Raw genomic sequence first — 15,496 nt, forward strand, 5'->3', positions numbered from 1 at the left:
ACGATTGCCATAGACGCACCCGGAGACGCCCGTGGACCGCATCGAGGCCATGAAGATCTTCATCGCCGCATTGGACGAAGGCAGCCTTGCAGGCGCCAGTCGGCGCACCGGGCGTTCGGCGGCGGCGGTGAGTCGCGCCGTCGCCTATCTGGAAGCGCACGTCGGCGTGCCACTGCTGCACCGGACCACGCGCTCGATCAAGCTCAGCGAGGCCGGCGAGCGTTACGCCGCCGCGTGCCGCAAGGTGCTGGCCGACCTGGAGGAAGCCGACCGCCAGGCCGCGGGCGAACGCTCCGTGCCGCGCGGCATGCTGACCATCACGTCCACCGTGTTCGCCGGTGTCGAATTGCTGCAGCCCATCGTCGATGCCTTCATCGACGAGTTCCCCACCGTCAACGTGCGCATGCACCTTCTAGAACGCCCGGTCAATCTGGTCGAAGAAGGCATGGACCTGGCGCTGCGCATCACCCATCTGGCCGATTCGACGCTCGTTGCGCACCACGTGGGCCAGGCGCGACGCGTCGTCGTCGCCTCGCCCCGTTACCTGGCGCTGCATCCGCGCATCGAGGAACCGGCGGATCTGGCCAAGCACCAGATCGTCACGACCGCGCACATGGGCCTGGACTCGTGGACGTTCCCGCCGCTGGAGGGATCGAACGTGCCGCGTGCCGTGTCGTTCGCGCCGCGCCTGGTGGTCAACAACGTGCGCGCGGCGATCGCCTCCGCCGTCGCCGGACACGGCGTCACGCGCATGCTGTCGTACCACGTCGCGCCGGAAGTCGAGGCCGACGCGTTGCGCGTCGTGCTTGCGCATGCCGAGCCCGCGCTCATCCCGGTGAGCCTGGTGTCGCCGCAGGGCCGCCTGTCGGTTCCCAAGGTGCGCGCCTTCGTCGATTTCGCCCTGCCCCGGCTGCGCGCGACCTTCGCGCGGCGCACGCTTCCCGCCTGAACCAAGCCCTGCGGCATGGGCGATTCCACCGCTGCGCGGAAGAATGTCTGCCGGAACCGGTGGATTCGCAAGCGCAAGGTGCGCTCCTAGATTGAGTGGCGTCCGGAACAGCCACATCGGCACGTCCGGCTCCCCCACTACCGGAGTCACACCATGAACACCCCCACCAAAGTCGTCGCCATCACCGGTGCCTCGCAGGGCATCGGCGCCGGTCTGGTCCAGGCCTTCCGCGATCGCGGTTACCGCGTCGTCGCCAATTCGCGCTCGATCAAGCCGTCGAACGATCCGGACATCCTCACCGTTCCCGGCGACATCGCCGACCGCGAAGTCGCGCAGCGCGTGATCGGCGAAGCCGTGGCGAAGTTCGGCCGCATCGACACCCTCGTCAACAACGCCGGCATCTTCACCGCCAAGCCGTTCACGCAGTTCACGCCACAGGATTACGCCGCCAACCTGTCCACCAACGTGGACGGCTTCTTCCACATCACCCAGGCCGCCATCGCGGAGATGGAGAAGCAGGGTTCCGGCCACGTGGTGAGCATCACCACGAGTCTGTCCGACCATGCCATCGACGGCGTGCCGTCGGTGCTGGCCTCGCTGACCAAGGGCGGCCTGAATGCGGCGACGAAGTCGTTGGCCATCGAGTACGCCAAGCGCGGCGTGCGCGTGAATGCGGTCTCCCCTGGCGTGATCAAGACGCCGATGCATGCGCCGGAAACGCACGACTGGCTCGCGGCGCTGCATCCGGTGGCGCGCATGGGCGACATCGGCGACGTCGTGCAGGCCGTGCTGTTCCTGGAATCGGCTGGCTTCGTCACCGGCGAGATCCTCCACGTCGACGGCGGCCAGAGCGCCGGCCACTGACGCATCGCTTCCCTCAGGAGAACGACATGCCCATCGTCACCATCCAGGTCACCCGCGAAGGCTCCACGCCGGAGCGCGACTCGGTCACGGCGCAGGAGAAGGCCGCGCTCATCAAGGGCGTGAGCGAGCTGCTGCTGGAGGTCCTGCACAAACCGCTGGACTCCACATTCGTCATCATCGAAGAGGTCCCGCTGGAGAACTGGGGCTGGGGCGGCCTGCCCGTCCCGGAACTGCGACGACGACGCGCGGCGGGAGAGAAGTAGTCCGGTACTCCTCGTCGAGGCCGCGCGAGGTGGAGATTGAAATGCAAAGGCCCCTCCCTCTTGGCATCGAACCGTCAGCTGCGTGCTCCTCTCCCCTTGCGGGAGAGGGACAGGCTCGCGCAGCGAGCCAGGGAGAGGCGTGGGCCGCTGCAAAGAACGCGCTTCGCGCGCTCCTCTCTTCCGGCGGTTCGCGCCACCTTCTCAGCTCTGCACTCCCTTCGGTCGCCTCAAGGGGAGAAGGAAGAGCCAGACCCTTCACCGCAACCCCGCAGCAAGCAGCGCAACCTCGCAACAGCACCGCGTCCCCACGGGTACTCGTGGCCGACGTCCCGCCGCCGCGTCGTCATCCAGGACGGAACCGACCTCATCGGAGCCTCCCATGTCCTCCGCCCCCGCCCCCCATTCACACAGCCACGCACCGTCCGCGTTCGCCCGGCGCCCGATCCTCACCGGCATCGCCGTCGGCATCGTCACGCTGGTGCCGCATGCGTTCCTGACACCGCAGGCGTCGCTCGCCTTCGCCGCCGTGGTGATCGCGCTGATCGCCGGGATCTACTTCGGCTTCGCCGTCATGAACGGCTCGCCTTTCGATCAAATGGTCGAATTCAACGTGACCGGCCTGTTCACGCTGGCGGGCCTGCTCGGGCTCCTGCTGTGGCCGATTCTTCTGCCGCTGGCGTACTTCGGTCATGCGCTGTGGGATCTGGCGCACCACAACCGTTCGCGCCTGTCGCTGGTGAAGATCCCGCAGTGGTATGTGCCGTGGTGCGTGGTGATCGACGTGATCGTCGGCGCCGGGCTGTTGCTGATCTGGCGCAACCGCGGCCTGATCTGACACTGACTTGCAGAGGTGCCCATGAACCCCGTCGTCTTCCACCGCACGCCCGTCGGCGATGCGACGATCTTCCACCGCGAGGCCGGCCCGCGCGATGCGCCTGCCGTGTTGTTGCTGCACGGATTCCCCACGTCCTCGCACATGTTCCGGCACCTGATCCCGCGGCTCGCGGACCGGTTCCGCGTGATCGCGCCGGACCTGCCCGGCTTCGGCTTCAGCGAAACGCCCGGGCGCGATCGCTTCGCGTACACCTTCGATCACCTGGCGCAGGTGATGCAGGACTTCACCGATGCGATCGGGCTGGAGCGACATGCGCTGTACGTCTTCGACTACGGCGCGCCGGTGGGCTGGCGCATGGCGATGGCGCGGCCGGAGCGCATCACGGCGCTGATCACGCAGAACGGCAATGCCTACGAAGTTGGACTCAGCGACGGCTGGGGCCAGACGCGCGCGTACTGGGACGATCCCTCGCCCGCCAACCGCGACGCCATGCGCGCCATGCTCACGCTGGAGACCACGCGCTGGCAGTACGTGCACGGCGCGCCCGACGAATCGCAGGTGGCACCGGAGGCGTACTGGCTGGATGTCGCGCTGATGTCGCGGCCCGGAAACGACGAGATCCAGCTCGACCTGTTCCTCGACTACGCGAACAACGTCGCGCTGTATCCGCAGGTCCACGCCTACTTCGCCCGCCACCGGCCGCCGCTGCTGGCGGTGTGGGGCCGGCACGATCCCTTCTTCCTGCCTGCCGGCGCGGAAGCGTTCCGGCGCGATCTGCCCGATGCCGAGGTGCATCTGCTCGACACCGGCCACTTCGCGCTGGAAACCCATGTCGACGAGATCGCACAGCGGATGCGCGAGTTCCTGCAGCGACAGGCGCTCTAGCGCATCGCGATCACGATTGCAGCGCGGGATGCAGCGCGTCCGGGTTTCGCGGCCGGCGCGCTGAGGGAAACCACAGCGCGATCGCCGCGGCCCCAAGGCCTACGGCCATCGAACCGACGTACATCCAGACGTAGCTGCCGTAGCGATCGAACAGCCAGCCGCCGATCAGCGGGCCCGACGCCATGCCCAGGCTCGACAGCATGCCGGCCGCGCCCAGGACCATGCCGAGGATGCGCGGGCTGAACGCTTCGCGTGCCAGCGAGGCGTACAGCGGCATCGTGCCGCCGTAGGCCATGCCGAACACGATCGCCACGGCGTAGAAGCCGTCGAGCCGGTTCACCGCCAGGTACGACACCGCCGCCACGGCCTGCACCAGCAGCCCCGCCACCAGCACGGGCTTGGCGCCCACGCGGTCGGCGAGCAATCCGCACAGCACGCGTCCGCCCAGCCCCGCCGCGCCTTCCATGCTGTAGATGGTCACGGCCGTGGTCACGGCCAGGCCGCAGCCGACGGCGTAGCTGACGGTGTGGAAGATCGGCCCCGAATGGGCCGCGCAGCACGCGAAGAACGTCAGCGCCAGCACGATGAAGGCGCGCGATCGCAATGCCTTGCGTGCGTCGGAGACCGTACCGTCGCCGGTGTCGTCCCCATGCGCATGCGCCGCGGCCGGCGCCGTGCGCACGAACCACGCCGCCGGCAGCGTCAGTGCCCACGCCAGCACGCCGACGACGAACAACGTCTGCCGCCAGTCGTAATGGCTGATCAGCCACGCGACCAGCGGCGACATCGTCATCGGCGCCACGCCGACGCCGGCCGATACCAGCGACACGGCGAGGTTGCGGCGCTTCTCGAACGAGGCGGCGGTCGCGGCGATCACCGGCGTGAAGAAGCTCGCCACCGCCACGCCCATCAGCACGCCGTAACCCAGCTGGAACTGCCACAGGCTGCTCGCGCGGCTGGCGAGGATGCAGGCCAGACCGAGCAGCAGCGCGCCGGCGAACACGACCACGCGCGGGCCGACACGATCGCTCAGCACGCCCCAGCCGAATCCCGCCACGCCCATGCTCAGGAACGCCCAGGTCATCGCGCCCGACAACGCACCGCGTGACCAGCCCGTGGCGGCGCTCATCGGGCCCAGCAGCACGGCGAGCGCGAAGATCACGCCCACGCCTACGCAGCCCAGCACGGCGCCGGCGGCGACCAGCGGCCAGTTGCGGTCGAGGGGAACGGGAACGGCAGCGGTGCGGTTCATGCGGGGCGGCTCCGTCGGGACTCATCCGGTTCGACGAACCGGCGGCATCGGAATCGACATCCGGCGCGACGCCCGCGCCTTCGCCCGCTCAGTCGGCGCCCGCGGCGCCTGCGCGCGTCCCCAGCGCCTCCAGTTCCCTCGTCATGAAGACCCATTGCGCCTGGCTGGCCACGGCGAGCTCGCCGAGCAACCGCACCGCCGTGTTCGCGTGCCCGCAGGCGCCGGACGGATCGGCTTGCGCGGAGGTGAAGGCCAGTTCGACCGCGCGCATGTAGCCCGCGGTCGCGTCCTTCTTGGCCCGTTCCTGCTCCAGGAATGCCGGTGCCTGCGCCAGCCGGGCATAGAACGCGGCCTTGTCCTGGGCATTCCAGGCGCCAGAGTCGAGGCGCGCCTGCCCCGCCGCGTCCAGGCGGGCCTGGTGCGCCGCTTCGCTGGACTTGTAGTTCGCATACAAGCGGTCGAGTTCGCCGGTGAATCCGGCGATCAAGGCCTCCGGCGGCACGGACGGGTCGCACGTGTACTTCCCGGCTGCGCGCGCGGATGGGGGTGCGGTCATCGCAAGCGCCACGGCCGCGATCAGTGCGGTACGGACAAGCATCGGTTCCCTCCCCAGGGACGCCACCGGCATGGGGTGGCGCATGCGGCAAGGCTACACGGCATGCGTGCACGTGTGTCGCGCGTCCGGCGGAGCTCAACCGCCCGGCGACACCCCCATGAACTTGAACGGCTCGGCCGGCACGAACTTCGCCGCGACGTTGCCGGCGAAGACGTTGCGCTGGTCCGGGCCAAGATCGAGCCGGGCGACCTGGCCGGTTTCCTTCGAGAAGTCCAGGTCGTCGAGCTTCACCCAGAACGTGTTGGGCGTCAGCGCGGACTCGAAGAAGTACAGCCTGCGCTTGTGGTCGGCGACGGTGCGCCAGCGCGTGGAGGAAATGTTCGGCTGGTCCGGCGTGGTGATGCCGTAGGGCACGGACACGTTGCGGATCACGCTGAACACGCTGGCCAGTGCCACCACGGGATCCTCGTCCTTGGGGATGGCGTCGATGTAGAACGAAGCACGCGCAAAGCGGTCGGAGGAGCGGTTCGTGCCGGGCAGCATCACCGTCCCGCCGATCTGCTTCCAGTAGGCGTTGAGCGCGAGTTGCTCGTCGAAGATCGGCGAATTGGTCATCACCTGGTACTGGCGTCCGTGGTGGATGACCTGCTTTCCACCGATGTACTCGACGATGGCGCTGTCGCCGCTGGCATCGGACATCGACAGGTGCATCGTCGCCAGGCGGTCCTCGCCGGGCACCTTGTCGGTCACCAGCGTGAAGGGTTCCTTGCGCAACGCCGCCACGGCCTCGGCGACGGTGGCGAAGTTGTCCAGCACGTACTGGGCCCATAGCGAAATGGCCAGGCCCGGCTTGCGGCCCGCATGCTTCGGGTATTCGGACTCGACCAGCCACAGCACGTTGGCGACCAGGCCCTTCTCGTTCATGCCGTCGGTGGTGGCGATGTCGTAGCCGGACGCGATGACACTGCCGTAGCGCGAGGTCCAGCGCAGCGTGCCCGGGCCGGTTTCGCCGGTGCGTTCCATCCCGCGCGGGAACACCCACAGATTGGTGGCCATGTCGCTTTTCCAATCCATGGTGCGTGCGGTGATGACATCGCCGTTCGGGCCGAGATAGACCAGGCGCGTGCAGGCCCGCGCTGGCGTGGCCGTCAACGCCGACATCAAGGCGAAGGTCCCCAAGGCGATTGCGACGGTTCGAAACATGACGCTGGCCTCCGTGTCCTGGGAGTTCGGTCCTGCGAATACCCCGCGTTCGCGGCGCGGATGAACGCGGCAATTCGGCGCTGGATCGAGTTAAGGCGCCATGAAAGCAAAGGCGCTGTCGACCGTGTGTGGCGAGGCTGCACCTGCCGTGACGGCAATGGGATGTGCATGGCGTGGCATGTCCGCATGACGGCTCGACCCTCCCTGCGTCGGGCGTGATGTGACCTGTGCGCCCCCGCCTTCGCAGGGATGACGTCATCCGGATCGCCTGGCATGCCGTCACATTCCGCAGACGCGCAGCGCGTGATACGGACCGTTTCCACCTCACCTTCACCGTGCCTCGACTCTCATGCATGAGTCCGCGTATCTCATGCGCGGGCCGTGGCGGGCACCCCGTCGCGCGCCAGCGTCGCGGGCATCGACCCCATGCGCCCGCGATGGCCAGCCGGAGGAGTGCTTCGTGGACGGCATCCGCAACTTCCCCATCACGCGGCGCGAGCTGCTCAAGGCGGGCGTGACGTCCGCAACCGCCATGGCCGTTCCTTCCTTTGCAGTGGCCCAGGGCGCTGATCCGTCCGCCTCGTCGCCACCGGTGGTGGAGAAGGTCTCCCTCCTGGTGAACGGCAAGGCGCAGACGCTCCAGTTGGACACGCGCACGAGCCTGCTCGATGCCTTGCGCGAGCACCTGCACCTCACCGGGACCAAGAAGGGCTGCGATCACGGACAGTGTGGCGCCTGCACGGTCATCGTGAACGGACGCCGCATCAACGCATGCCTGACCCTGGCCGTGATGCACGAGGGCTCGCGCATTACCACCATCGAAGGCCTTGGCACGCCGGACAATCTGCACCCGTTGCAGGCGGCGTTCGTCAAGCACGATGGCTACCAGTGCGGGTATTGCACGCCCGGCCAGATCTGCTCGGCCGTGGCGATGCTGGAAGAAATCAAGGACGGCGTTCCCAGTCATGTCAGCTCCAATCTCACCGCCCGCCCGCAGGCCACGCAGGACGAGATCCGCGAACGCATGAGCGGCAACATCTGCCGTTGCGGCGCGTACTCCAACATCGTCGAGGCGATTACCGAGGTCGCGGGGAGGGTCGGATGAAGGCCTTCGGCTACGAGCGCGCCACGTCTCCCGCCGATGCGGCGGCGGCGGTCGCGCGCACGCCCGGTGCGATGTTCATCGCCGGCGGCACCAATCTGCTTGATCTGATGAAGCTGGAGATCGAGACGCCTGCCTACCTCATCGACGTGAATGCGCTGAAGCTCGACCGGATCGAACGCACGGGCGACGGGGGGATGCGAATTGGCGCCCTGGTACGCAACACCGACCTGGCCGCTGACGCCCGCGTCCGACGCGACTACGCTGTGTTGTCGCGTGCGTTGCTGGCCGGCGCGTCGGGGCAGCTGCGCAACCGCGCGACGACCGCGGGCAATCTGCTGCAACGCACGCGCTGCCCCTACTTCTACGACACGAACCAGCCGTGCAACAAGCGCCTTCCCGGCAGCGGCTGCGGTGCGCTGGAAGGCTTCAGCCGGCCGCTGGCCATCGTCGGCGGCAGCGACCAGTGCATCGCCACGCACCCCAGCGACATGGCCGTGGCGCTGCGCGTACTCGACGCGACGGTGGACACCGTAAAACCGGACGGCACCACGCGCAGCATCGCGCTCGACGAGCTGTACCTGGCACCCGGCAACACACCGCATCTGGAGACCGTGCTGGAGCGCGGCGAACTCATCACCTCGGTCACGCTGCCCAAGCCGCCCGGCGGCAAGCACGTGTACCGCAAGGTGCGCGATCGCGCGTCGTATGCGTTCGCGCTGGTGTCCGTGGCCGCCGTGGTGCAACGCGACGGCAGCGGGCGGGTCGCGATGGGCGGCGTCGCGCACAAACCGTGGCGCATCGCGGAGGCGGACGCCCAGCTGGGCAGCGGCGCCGAGGCCGTCACGGATCGCCTGTTCGCCGATGCCCGCCCCACCGATCAGAACGCCTTCAAGCAATTGCTCGCGCGGCGCACGCTCGATGCAGTGCTGGTGGACGTGAAGGGGTAAGCCATGAAGTTCGACACGCCCGCGGGCACCAATCCCATCGACAATCTCAAGGTGGTCGGCCAGCCACTCGACCGCATCGACGGACCGCACAAGACCACCGGCACCGCCACGTATGCGTACGAATGGCACGATGCATTCCCCTCGCCCGCGTACGGCTATGTGATCGCGGCGGGGATCGGCAAGGGCCGTATCGCATCGATGGACATCGAGGACGCCAAGGCCGCGCCGGGTGTGCTGGCGGTGGTCACCGCGAAGAATGCGGGGCGGCTCGGCAAGGGCGATTTCAATACCGCCCGGCTGCTGGGCGGACCTGAAATACAGCATTACCATCAGGCGATCGGCCTCGTCGTGGCCGAGACGTTCGAGCAGGCGCGCGCCGCAGCGCAACGGGTGCGCGTGCAATACGACCGCGGACGCGGCGCCTTCGACCTTGCGCTGGCCAAGCCTTCCGCGAAGCGTCCGACCAACGAAGCCAAACCGGACTCCGCGGTGGGCGACTTCGAGCGTGCGTTCGAGGAGGCCCCGGTGCAGCTGGACGAGACCTACACCACGCCCGACCAGTCGCACATGATGATGGAGCCGCATGCCTCCATCGCGCACTGGGACGGCGACCAGCTCACGTTGTGGACCTCGAACCAGATGATCAACTGGGGGCGCGGCGACGTTGCCAAGACGCTGGGCATCGGCCGGGAGAACGTGCGTCTGATCTCGCCGTACATCGGTGGCGGTTTCGGCGGCAAGCTGTTCGTTCGTTCCGATGCCGTGCTGGCCGCCCTGGGCGCGCGCGCCGCGCGCCGTCCGGTGAAGGTCGCCCTTCCCCGCCCGATGATGGCCAACAACACCACCCATCGCCCCGCCACGATCCAGCGCATCCGCATCGGCACGACGCGCGACGGCAAGATCACCGCGATCGCGCACGAGAGCTGGTCCGGTGATCTGCCCGGCGGCGGCGCGGAAATGGCCGTGCAGCAGACGCGGTTCCTGTATGCCGGCGCGAATCGCAAGACCACCACCCGCCTGGCGGTGCTCGACCTGCCCGAAGGCAACGCGATGCGTGCGCCCGGTGAGGCGCCCGGCCTGATGGCGCTGGAAGTCGCGATGGACGAGATGGCCGAGAAGCTCCAGATGGATCCGGTCGAGTTCCGCATCCTCAACGACACGCAGGTGGACCCGGAGGATCCGCAGCGTCCGTTCTCGCAGCGGCAACTCAATACCTGCCTGAGCGAGGGGGCCGAACGCTTCGGCTGGAAGCAGCGCAACGCCCAGCCGGGCCAGGTACGCGATGGCCGCTGGCTGGTCGGCATGGGCGTGGCCGCCGGATTCCGCAACAACCTCACGACGAAGTCCGCCGCCCGTGTGCGCCTGGACCGGCAAGGCATGGTCACCGTCGAAACCGACATGACGGACATCGGCACGGGTTCCTACACGATCATTGCGCAGACCGCGGCGGAAATGTTGGGCGTGCCGATCGAACGCGTAGTGGTGAAGCTGGGCGATTCCTCCTTCCCCGTCTCCGCCGGCAGCGGTGGCCAGTGGGGCGCGAACAGCTCCACGGCCGGTGTGTTCGCAGCCTGCGACAAACTGCGTCGCGCCATCGCCGAGAAAGTCGGCCTCGCGCCGGACGATGCGGTGTTCGCGGATGTTCAGGTCCGTTTCGGCGACCGCATCGTGCCGCTTGCAGAGGCCGCGGCAGACGGCGACATCGTGGCCGAGGAGGCGATCGAGTTCGGCGACCTGGCGAAGAAGTTCCAGCAATCCACCTTCGCCGCGCACTTCTGCGAAGTCGGCGTGGACGTCGCGACGGGCGAGACGCGGGTCCGACGCATGCTCGCCGTGTGCGCCGCCGGCCGCATCCTCAATCCGAAATCGGCACGCAGCCAGGTGATTGGCGCGATGACGATGGGCATCGGCGCCGCGCTGTCGGAAGAGTTGGTGGTCGACAAGCGGCTGGGGTTCTTCGTCAACCACGATCTGGCCGGCTACGAGGTTCCCGTGCATGCGGACGTTCCGCACCAGGAAGTGGTGTTCCTCGACGAGGTCGATCCGATGTCCTCGCCGATGAAGGCGAAAGGCGTGGGCGAACTCGGCATCTGCGGCGTGACCGCGGCCGTCGCCAATGCGATCTACAACGCGACCGGAATACGCGTGCGCGAGTACCCGATCACGCTCGACAAGCTGCTGCCCAAGCTGCCGCCGGTGCAGCGCGCATAGCGATCGCCCGGCGTCGACGCCCTTCTCGCCGTGTTGATGTCGCTGAACCCCAAGCCAATGGATGCCGCCATTGCGTGAGCTGGATGTGGCGGGAGGCGGTAGAAGTCGTCGAGTCGGTGGACGTGCGCATTCTCGGGCATGCGTGCCGGCCGATGCCATGCCGACAGGGAGCTTCAGGTGAACCGTTCCGTCGTCGAGCCCGAATCCGAACCGCCCGCCTCCACCGCGGCCTGCGACCCCGCGTTCGCGCCGGAGATCTTCGCGCGCATCGTCGAACAGAGCAGCGTCGGCATGGTCGTTGCGGCAGCCGGTTCGGACAACCCGGTCCTGTACGTGAACGATGCGTTCCTGCGCATGAGCGGCCATGCGCGCGAGGAGGTTCTGGGTCGCAACTGCCGGTTCCTGCAGGGGCCGGACACCGACCCCGCCGCCGTGGCGGACATCGCGGCGGCGATCCGCGAGGACCGCGAGTTCGTCACCGAAATCCTCAACTACCGCAAGGACGGCAGCACGTTCTGGAACCTGCTGCACATCTCGCCCGTGCGCGAAGCCGATGGCAGCGCGAGCTGCCTGTTCGGGTACCAGCGCGACGTGACCCGCCGCAAGGAAATGGAGGATGCGCTGCAGCAATGCCTGCGGCTGGAGGCGCTGGGCAAGCTGACCGGCGGCATTGCGCACGAGTTCAACAACCTGTTGCAGGTGATCGGAACGACGCTCGACATCCTCGAGGTCGACGTGATGCAGAGCCCCGAGCTCTCCAGCCGCAGCCTGCGTCATTTCGCCAGCTGCCGCGAGGCGATCGATCGCGTCGATGTGCTGACCTCGCAACTGCAGACCTTCGCGCGTGGGCGCCCGGGCAGTGCGACACCCTTGTCGGTCAACACGTTGCTGGAAAATCTGCGCACCGTCCTGAGCCGGTCGCTGGGTGAACAAGTGCAGCTCACGCTCCTCAAGGAAGAGGACCTGTGGTGGTGCAGCATCGACCCGGTGCTGGCGGAAACCGCGCTGCTCAACGTGGCGATCAATGCCCGCGATGCGATGCTGGGACGCGATGACCAGAGCCTGGTCATCACCTCGCGCAACCGGCACGTCGAGGTGCACGAGGCACGCATGCGCGACATCGCGGCGGGCCGTTATGTGGCGATCGAGCTGGAGGACAGCGGTTGTGGCATGCCGCGCGCGATCCTGGGCCGCGTGCTCGATCCCTTCTTCAGCACCAAGGGCGAAGGCAAGGGCGTGGGACTGGGCCTGTCGATGGCCTACGGCTTCGCGCGCCAGTCCGGCGGCACGCTGTTCGTGGAGAGCCAGGAAGACAAGGGAACCCGCATCACCTTCCTGCTGCCCGTATGCGAGTCTGCCGAACCGTCCGGCGTGGAAGACGCGCGGGACGCCGCGCCGTCGCAGCCCCGCGTGCTGGTGGTGGACGACCGCGAGGACCTGGCCTTCCTGATGCAGGAAGCGCTCTCGATGGGCGGATACCACGTCGCCACCGCCCACGATGCCGAGTCGGCTCTCGCCATGCTGCAACAGGACGGGCCGTTCGATCTGCTGCTCAGTGACATCGTGATGCCAGGCGCGCGCGATGGCGTGGCGCTCGCACGCGATGCGGTGCGTCGCTTCCCGCATCTGAGCGTGTTGCTGATGACCGGCCACGCCGGCGGCGAGTCCGGCGATGGGCCGATCGAGTTCGATGTGCTCGCCAAGCCGTTCCGGCAACCGGAGCTGCTTGCCAAGGTGCAATCGGCTCTGGAGGCGTCGAGAGGTCGGAGCGCCCAAGGCGGCCGTTAGCCGCTCGATGTCACGCGCGAGCCTGCGCAGGCGGCAGGCACTCACCGACATGCCTTGCGCACCTGCTCGTCGAGCCGGCTAAGCAAGTCGTACGTGCGTTTGAGGCCCACGCGCTCCAGCGTCTGCTCGCGCGTTTCGCGCGCGGCTGCGCATGCCGAAGGCGGTGTAGCGCCGCCGGTGGCACGGCCGTTCCGCGCAACGCGGGCGCTCGCGGTGCCGGCGCGGCGTGAGAGGAACTCCGACTCCGCCCGGTCGTGTTCGCGTGCAAGCAGGCGCGAACGCAGTTGCTCCGCCGTGGGGGGGGTTCGGGTACGGCGTCCCAGCGGGCGGCTTCGTGGATGCGTCCATCGCATGGAGCGCTCTGGTAGCTCGCCTTGCCCCCGGCGTCCACGCACTTGTACACGGTCTGCGCCGTCGCCGAGGCGCTCCACAGTGCGGAGGCAAGCCAAGCTCCGTGTCGCATGTCGTTGCCCTTCGCGAATGATGCGAAAAGGCTACGCGTGAGGCGCAAGCGAAGGTGTAGGACGCAAGGCCGCTGCGATGAAGCCAACAACGCGACGCGCTGTCGGAATTCGCCTCCGTCTGAGCGGCGGATTCAACCAGAGAGGCCTCGGATCAGACCGCGTTCACGCGTGTCTGGCACTCCAGCACGAGCATCGCCGCGCCGTTGGGAACGCACATGGACGGACTGGTGTCGAGCACGAGCGCGCGTCCGCCCGCGAACACCCGCGTGCTGCCCTGCAGCCATTGCCCACCCGTGCAGCGAAGCGCGTCGGCCGGCGCAGGCAGATTGCAGTGCGCGATCTCGTACGGCGCAGCCACCGTCACCACCGGATGACCCGCCAGCGTCACGCGCGAGTACGGAATCGTCGGCACGGCGGGACCGCCGTGCGAGCACGTGACGCTGGCGCCCAGGTGCAGCACGAGTCCGGCCATCTCACACCACCGTCAGCGCGCCGTCGTTGATGGTGACCATCGAGCCGGCCAGCACGATGCTCGCGCCGCGACCGTTGCTGATGGTGATCCCGGCGTCGTTGACCGCGATCGACGCACCCGATTGCGAGCGCAACAGCACCCCGCCGTCGGGACCGGGCATGTCCGACACGCTGAGCGCATTGCGGCCCGGCGTCTGCAGCACCAGGCTCGGTGCGACCGCCTGCCCCGCCTGCGCCAGCGACGGAAGCTCGGCCGCATCGACCCAGTAGCCGCCCACCCAGATCGGCAGCTCCGCATCGCCTTGTTCGAACTCCACCCACACCGGCGCACCCACCGGCGGCAGCAGGAACATGCCGCTCTGGTGGCCGGCCACGGGCACGCAGGGCATCGCCCAGCGCGCATCGCCGTTGAAGATCTTGGGAACCTGCACGAGCACGCGCCCGAGTTGCAGCGGGTCGATGTTGTCCACCACCACCCCGCGATGCTTGCCGTAGTGGCGCAGCGGCGCGGGCTTGCTCGTATGCGGCATGTCGCAGGTCCTTGGACGTGTGTCCCCCCTGTCCTTGCGAACGTGAACGGTGGTTGGCGCAGGACATGCCATGCCGCTCGTCGGAACATTCAACCAGATGGTTGACAATCGATCCGGCACGAATCACATTCAACCACATGGTTGAATTAACTTCCGATCGTCTCGACGCCGTGTTCCGCGCGCTCTCCGACCCGACGCGACGCGCGATGCTGCGCAACCTCTCGCGCCAGCCGCGCAGCGTGGGCGAGCTGGCCGAACCGTTCGAGATCTCGCTGGCCGCCGCCTCCAAGCACATCAAGGTGCTGGAAGGCGCGGGACTGGTGCAGCGCGAAGTGCAGGGCCGTACGCATGTATGCCGCCTCGACGCTCGCCCGCTGCACGCGGGCATGGAATGGATGCGCCACTACGAGCAGTTCTGGAACCAGCGCCTGGATGCCCTCGACGCCTTGTTGCGCGCCGAGGACCGCGATCAAGCCGCACGCAAGGCCCCCACGCGCAAAGCACCTAATGCACGACCGCCCAGGAGCAAGCGATGAAGCCGGTGACCGTACGCGTGAGTCGTCGCTTCAGGGCACACGAGATGGCTGAGCGGCAGATCGAGCCCTTTTCCCCCGACACGACGGAGATTCCACGATGAACGACTTCGGCATCGTCACCGCGCCCGACACGGTGCGCATCGAACGCCTCCTGCCCGGCCCGATCGAACGCGTCTGGGCCTACCTCACCGAATCGGAGAAGCGCGGCACCTGGCTGGCCCGCGGCGCGATGGACCTGCGACCCGGCGGCGCGGTGGAGCTGGTGTTCCACAACAATCGGCTCACCGACAACGACGTCGCGCCGCCGGAGAAATACGCGAAGTTCGGCGGCGAGATCCACTCGCACGGCCAGGTCGTCGAATGCGATCCGCCGCGCCTGCTGGTCTTCACCTGGGACGAGGAGAACGGCGGCGATTCGCAGGTGCGCATGGAACTGGCGCCGCAGGGCGACGAGGTGCGTCTGGTCCTCACGCACAGCCGCCTGGCCACTCGCGACGGCATGATCAGCGTTTCCGGCGGTTGGCACACGCACCTGGGCATCCTGGCCGACCGTCTCGCGGGTCGCACGCCGGCCGGATTCTGGGCGACGCATTCGCGCGTTGAAGCGGAGTACGAGCGGCGCATTCCTGCGGCGTAA

Annotated in this window: 16 protein-coding genes; 11 read left to right on the top strand and 5 right to left on the bottom strand. The window is 68.0% G+C overall.

Going from position 1 to position 15,496, the window contains the following annotated elements; genetic code table 11:
- Positions 1-31 precede the first annotated feature (31 nt).
- From JI752_RS17035 to JI752_RS17055, 5 genes are all read left to right on the top strand, one after another.
- Positions 32-949: a LysR family transcriptional regulator gene (locus tag JI752_RS17035; protein ID WP_216966367.1), complete on the top strand. Its 918-nt coding sequence runs from the start codon at positions 32-34 to the stop codon at positions 947-949.
- 153 nt (positions 950-1,102) lie between these two features.
- Entirely contained in the window at positions 1,103-1,813 is a 711-nt protein-coding gene (locus JI752_RS17040; RefSeq protein WP_216966369.1) for an SDR family oxidoreductase, read from the top strand.
- A gap of 26 nt (positions 1,814-1,839) precedes the next feature.
- Positions 1,840-2,076 carry a 4-oxalocrotonate tautomerase family protein gene (locus tag JI752_RS17045; RefSeq protein WP_216966370.1) on the top strand — a complete coding sequence of 79 codons (237 nt, stop codon included), beginning with the start codon at positions 1,840-1,842 and terminating at the stop codon, positions 2,074-2,076.
- 379 nt (positions 2,077-2,455) lie between these two features.
- The gene (locus tag JI752_RS17050) at positions 2,456-2,911 is read left to right on the top strand and encodes a DUF6010 family protein (RefSeq protein ID WP_216966372.1); all 456 of its coding nucleotides are present in this window, start codon (positions 2,456-2,458) and stop codon (positions 2,909-2,911) included.
- Between the two features lie 21 nt (positions 2,912-2,932).
- The gene (locus tag JI752_RS17055) at positions 2,933-3,796 is read left to right on the top strand and encodes an alpha/beta hydrolase (protein ID WP_216966374.1); all 864 of its coding nucleotides are present in this window, start codon (positions 2,933-2,935) and stop codon (positions 3,794-3,796) included.
- Between the two features lie 10 nt (positions 3,797-3,806).
- Here the strand turns inward: JI752_RS17055 and JI752_RS17060 are convergent, their stop codons facing one another.
- The 3 genes from JI752_RS17060 to JI752_RS17070 form a co-directional block, all read right to left on the bottom strand.
- On the bottom strand, positions 3,807-5,048 hold the full coding sequence (locus tag JI752_RS17060; protein ID WP_216966376.1) for an MFS transporter: 1,242 nt from the start codon (positions 5,046-5,048) through the stop codon (positions 3,807-3,809).
- Positions 5,049-5,136: 88 nt separating this feature from the next.
- The gene (locus JI752_RS17065) at positions 5,137-5,688 is read right to left on the bottom strand and encodes a hypothetical protein (protein WP_216966378.1); all 552 of its coding nucleotides are present in this window, start codon (positions 5,686-5,688) and stop codon (positions 5,137-5,139) included.
- 51 nt (positions 5,689-5,739) lie between these two features.
- Complete coding sequence (locus JI752_RS17070; protein WP_345777372.1) at positions 5,740-6,765, bottom strand: linear amide C-N hydrolase; 1,026 nt, start codon at positions 6,763-6,765, stop codon at positions 5,740-5,742.
- Between the two features lie 511 nt (positions 6,766-7,276).
- Here JI752_RS17070 and paoA point away from each other — a divergent pair.
- The 4 genes from paoA (at position 7,277) to JI752_RS17090 (ending at position 12,858) form a co-directional block, all read left to right on the top strand.
- Positions 7,277-7,912 (top strand): aldehyde dehydrogenase iron-sulfur subunit PaoA, encoded by a 636-nt coding sequence (gene paoA / locus JI752_RS17075; protein ID WP_216966695.1) that lies wholly within the window; start codon positions 7,277-7,279, stop codon positions 7,910-7,912.
- Positions 7,909-8,859: a xanthine dehydrogenase family protein subunit M gene (locus tag JI752_RS17080; protein ID WP_216966382.1), complete on the top strand. Its 951-nt coding sequence runs from the start codon at positions 7,909-7,911 to the stop codon at positions 8,857-8,859. The genes paoA and JI752_RS17080 overlap by 4 nt, the downstream gene beginning before the upstream one ends.
- Positions 8,860-8,862: 3 nt before the next feature.
- Positions 8,863-11,070 (top strand): aldehyde oxidoreductase molybdenum-binding subunit PaoC, encoded by a 2,208-nt coding sequence (gene paoC, locus JI752_RS17085; RefSeq protein ID WP_216966383.1) that lies wholly within the window; start codon positions 8,863-8,865, stop codon positions 11,068-11,070.
- A 177-nt stretch (positions 11,071-11,247) separates the two neighbouring features.
- A complete protein-coding gene (locus JI752_RS17090) occupies positions 11,248-12,858 on the top strand; it encodes a PAS domain-containing protein (protein WP_216966385.1) in 1,611 nt (536 codons plus the stop codon).
- A gap of 615 nt (positions 12,859-13,473) precedes the next feature.
- Here the strand turns inward: JI752_RS17090 and JI752_RS17100 are convergent.
- Positions 13,474-13,794, bottom strand: a complete 321-nt coding sequence (locus JI752_RS17100; protein WP_216966389.1) for a hypothetical protein — start codon at positions 13,792-13,794, stop codon at positions 13,474-13,476.
- Position 13,795: 1 nt separating this feature from the next.
- Positions 13,796-14,323, bottom strand: coding sequence for a phage baseplate assembly protein V (locus tag JI752_RS17105; RefSeq protein WP_216966391.1), 528 nt, complete (start codon positions 14,321-14,323; stop codon positions 13,796-13,798).
- A gap of 137 nt (positions 14,324-14,460) precedes the next feature.
- Between JI752_RS17105 and JI752_RS17110 the strand changes: the two genes are divergently transcribed.
- Both JI752_RS17110 and JI752_RS17115 read left to right on the top strand, forming a co-directional pair.
- Entirely contained in the window at positions 14,461-14,859 is a 399-nt protein-coding gene (locus JI752_RS17110; protein ID WP_216966393.1) for a metalloregulator ArsR/SmtB family transcription factor, read from the top strand.
- A 97-nt stretch (positions 14,860-14,956) separates the two neighbouring features.
- A complete protein-coding gene (locus tag JI752_RS17115; RefSeq protein ID WP_216966395.1) occupies positions 14,957-15,496 on the top strand; it encodes an SRPBCC family protein in 540 nt (179 codons plus the stop codon).

Source organism: Lysobacter sp. MMG2, assembly GCF_016735495.2.
Classification (GTDB): domain Bacteria; phylum Pseudomonadota; class Gammaproteobacteria; order Xanthomonadales; family Xanthomonadaceae; genus Lysobacter_J.

Excerpts from the sequence above, each read along its gene's own strand:
- JI752_RS17040 (WP_216966369.1), top strand. The coding sequence starts at position 1,103 with ATGAACACCCCCACCAAAGTCGTCGCCATCACCGGTGCCTCGCAGGGC.
- JI752_RS17045 (WP_216966370.1), top strand. The coding sequence starts at position 1,840 with ATGCCCATCGTCACCATCCAGGTCACCCGCGAAGGCTCCACGCCGGAG.
- JI752_RS17050 (WP_216966372.1), top strand. The coding sequence starts at position 2,456 with ATGTCCTCCGCCCCCGCCCCCCATTCACACAGCCACGCACCGTCCGCG.
- JI752_RS17055 (WP_216966374.1), top strand. The coding sequence starts at position 2,933 with ATGAACCCCGTCGTCTTCCACCGCACGCCCGTCGGCGATGCGACGATC.
- JI752_RS17060 (WP_216966376.1), bottom strand. The coding sequence starts at position 5,048 with ATGAACCGCACCGCTGCCGTTCCCGTTCCCCTCGACCGCAACTGGCCG.
- JI752_RS17065 (WP_216966378.1), bottom strand. The coding sequence starts at position 5,688 with ATGCGCCACCCCATGCCGGTGGCGTCCCTGGGGAGGGAACCGATGCTT.
- JI752_RS17070 (WP_345777372.1), bottom strand. The coding sequence starts at position 6,765 with ATGTCGGCGTTGACGGCCACGCCAGCGCGGGCCTGCACGCGCCTGGTC.
- JI752_RS17080 (WP_216966382.1), top strand. The coding sequence starts at position 7,909 with ATGAAGGCCTTCGGCTACGAGCGCGCCACGTCTCCCGCCGATGCGGCG.
- paoC (WP_216966383.1), top strand. The coding sequence starts at position 8,863 with ATGAAGTTCGACACGCCCGCGGGCACCAATCCCATCGACAATCTCAAG.
- JI752_RS17100 (WP_216966389.1), bottom strand. The coding sequence starts at position 13,794 with ATGGCCGGACTCGTGCTGCACCTGGGCGCCAGCGTCACGTGCTCGCAC.
- JI752_RS17105 (WP_216966391.1), bottom strand. The coding sequence starts at position 14,323 with ATGCCGCATACGAGCAAGCCCGCGCCGCTGCGCCACTACGGCAAGCAT.
- JI752_RS17110 (WP_216966393.1), top strand. The coding sequence starts at position 14,461 with ATGGTTGAATTAACTTCCGATCGTCTCGACGCCGTGTTCCGCGCGCTC.
- JI752_RS17115 (WP_216966395.1), top strand. The coding sequence starts at position 14,957 with ATGAACGACTTCGGCATCGTCACCGCGCCCGACACGGTGCGCATCGAA.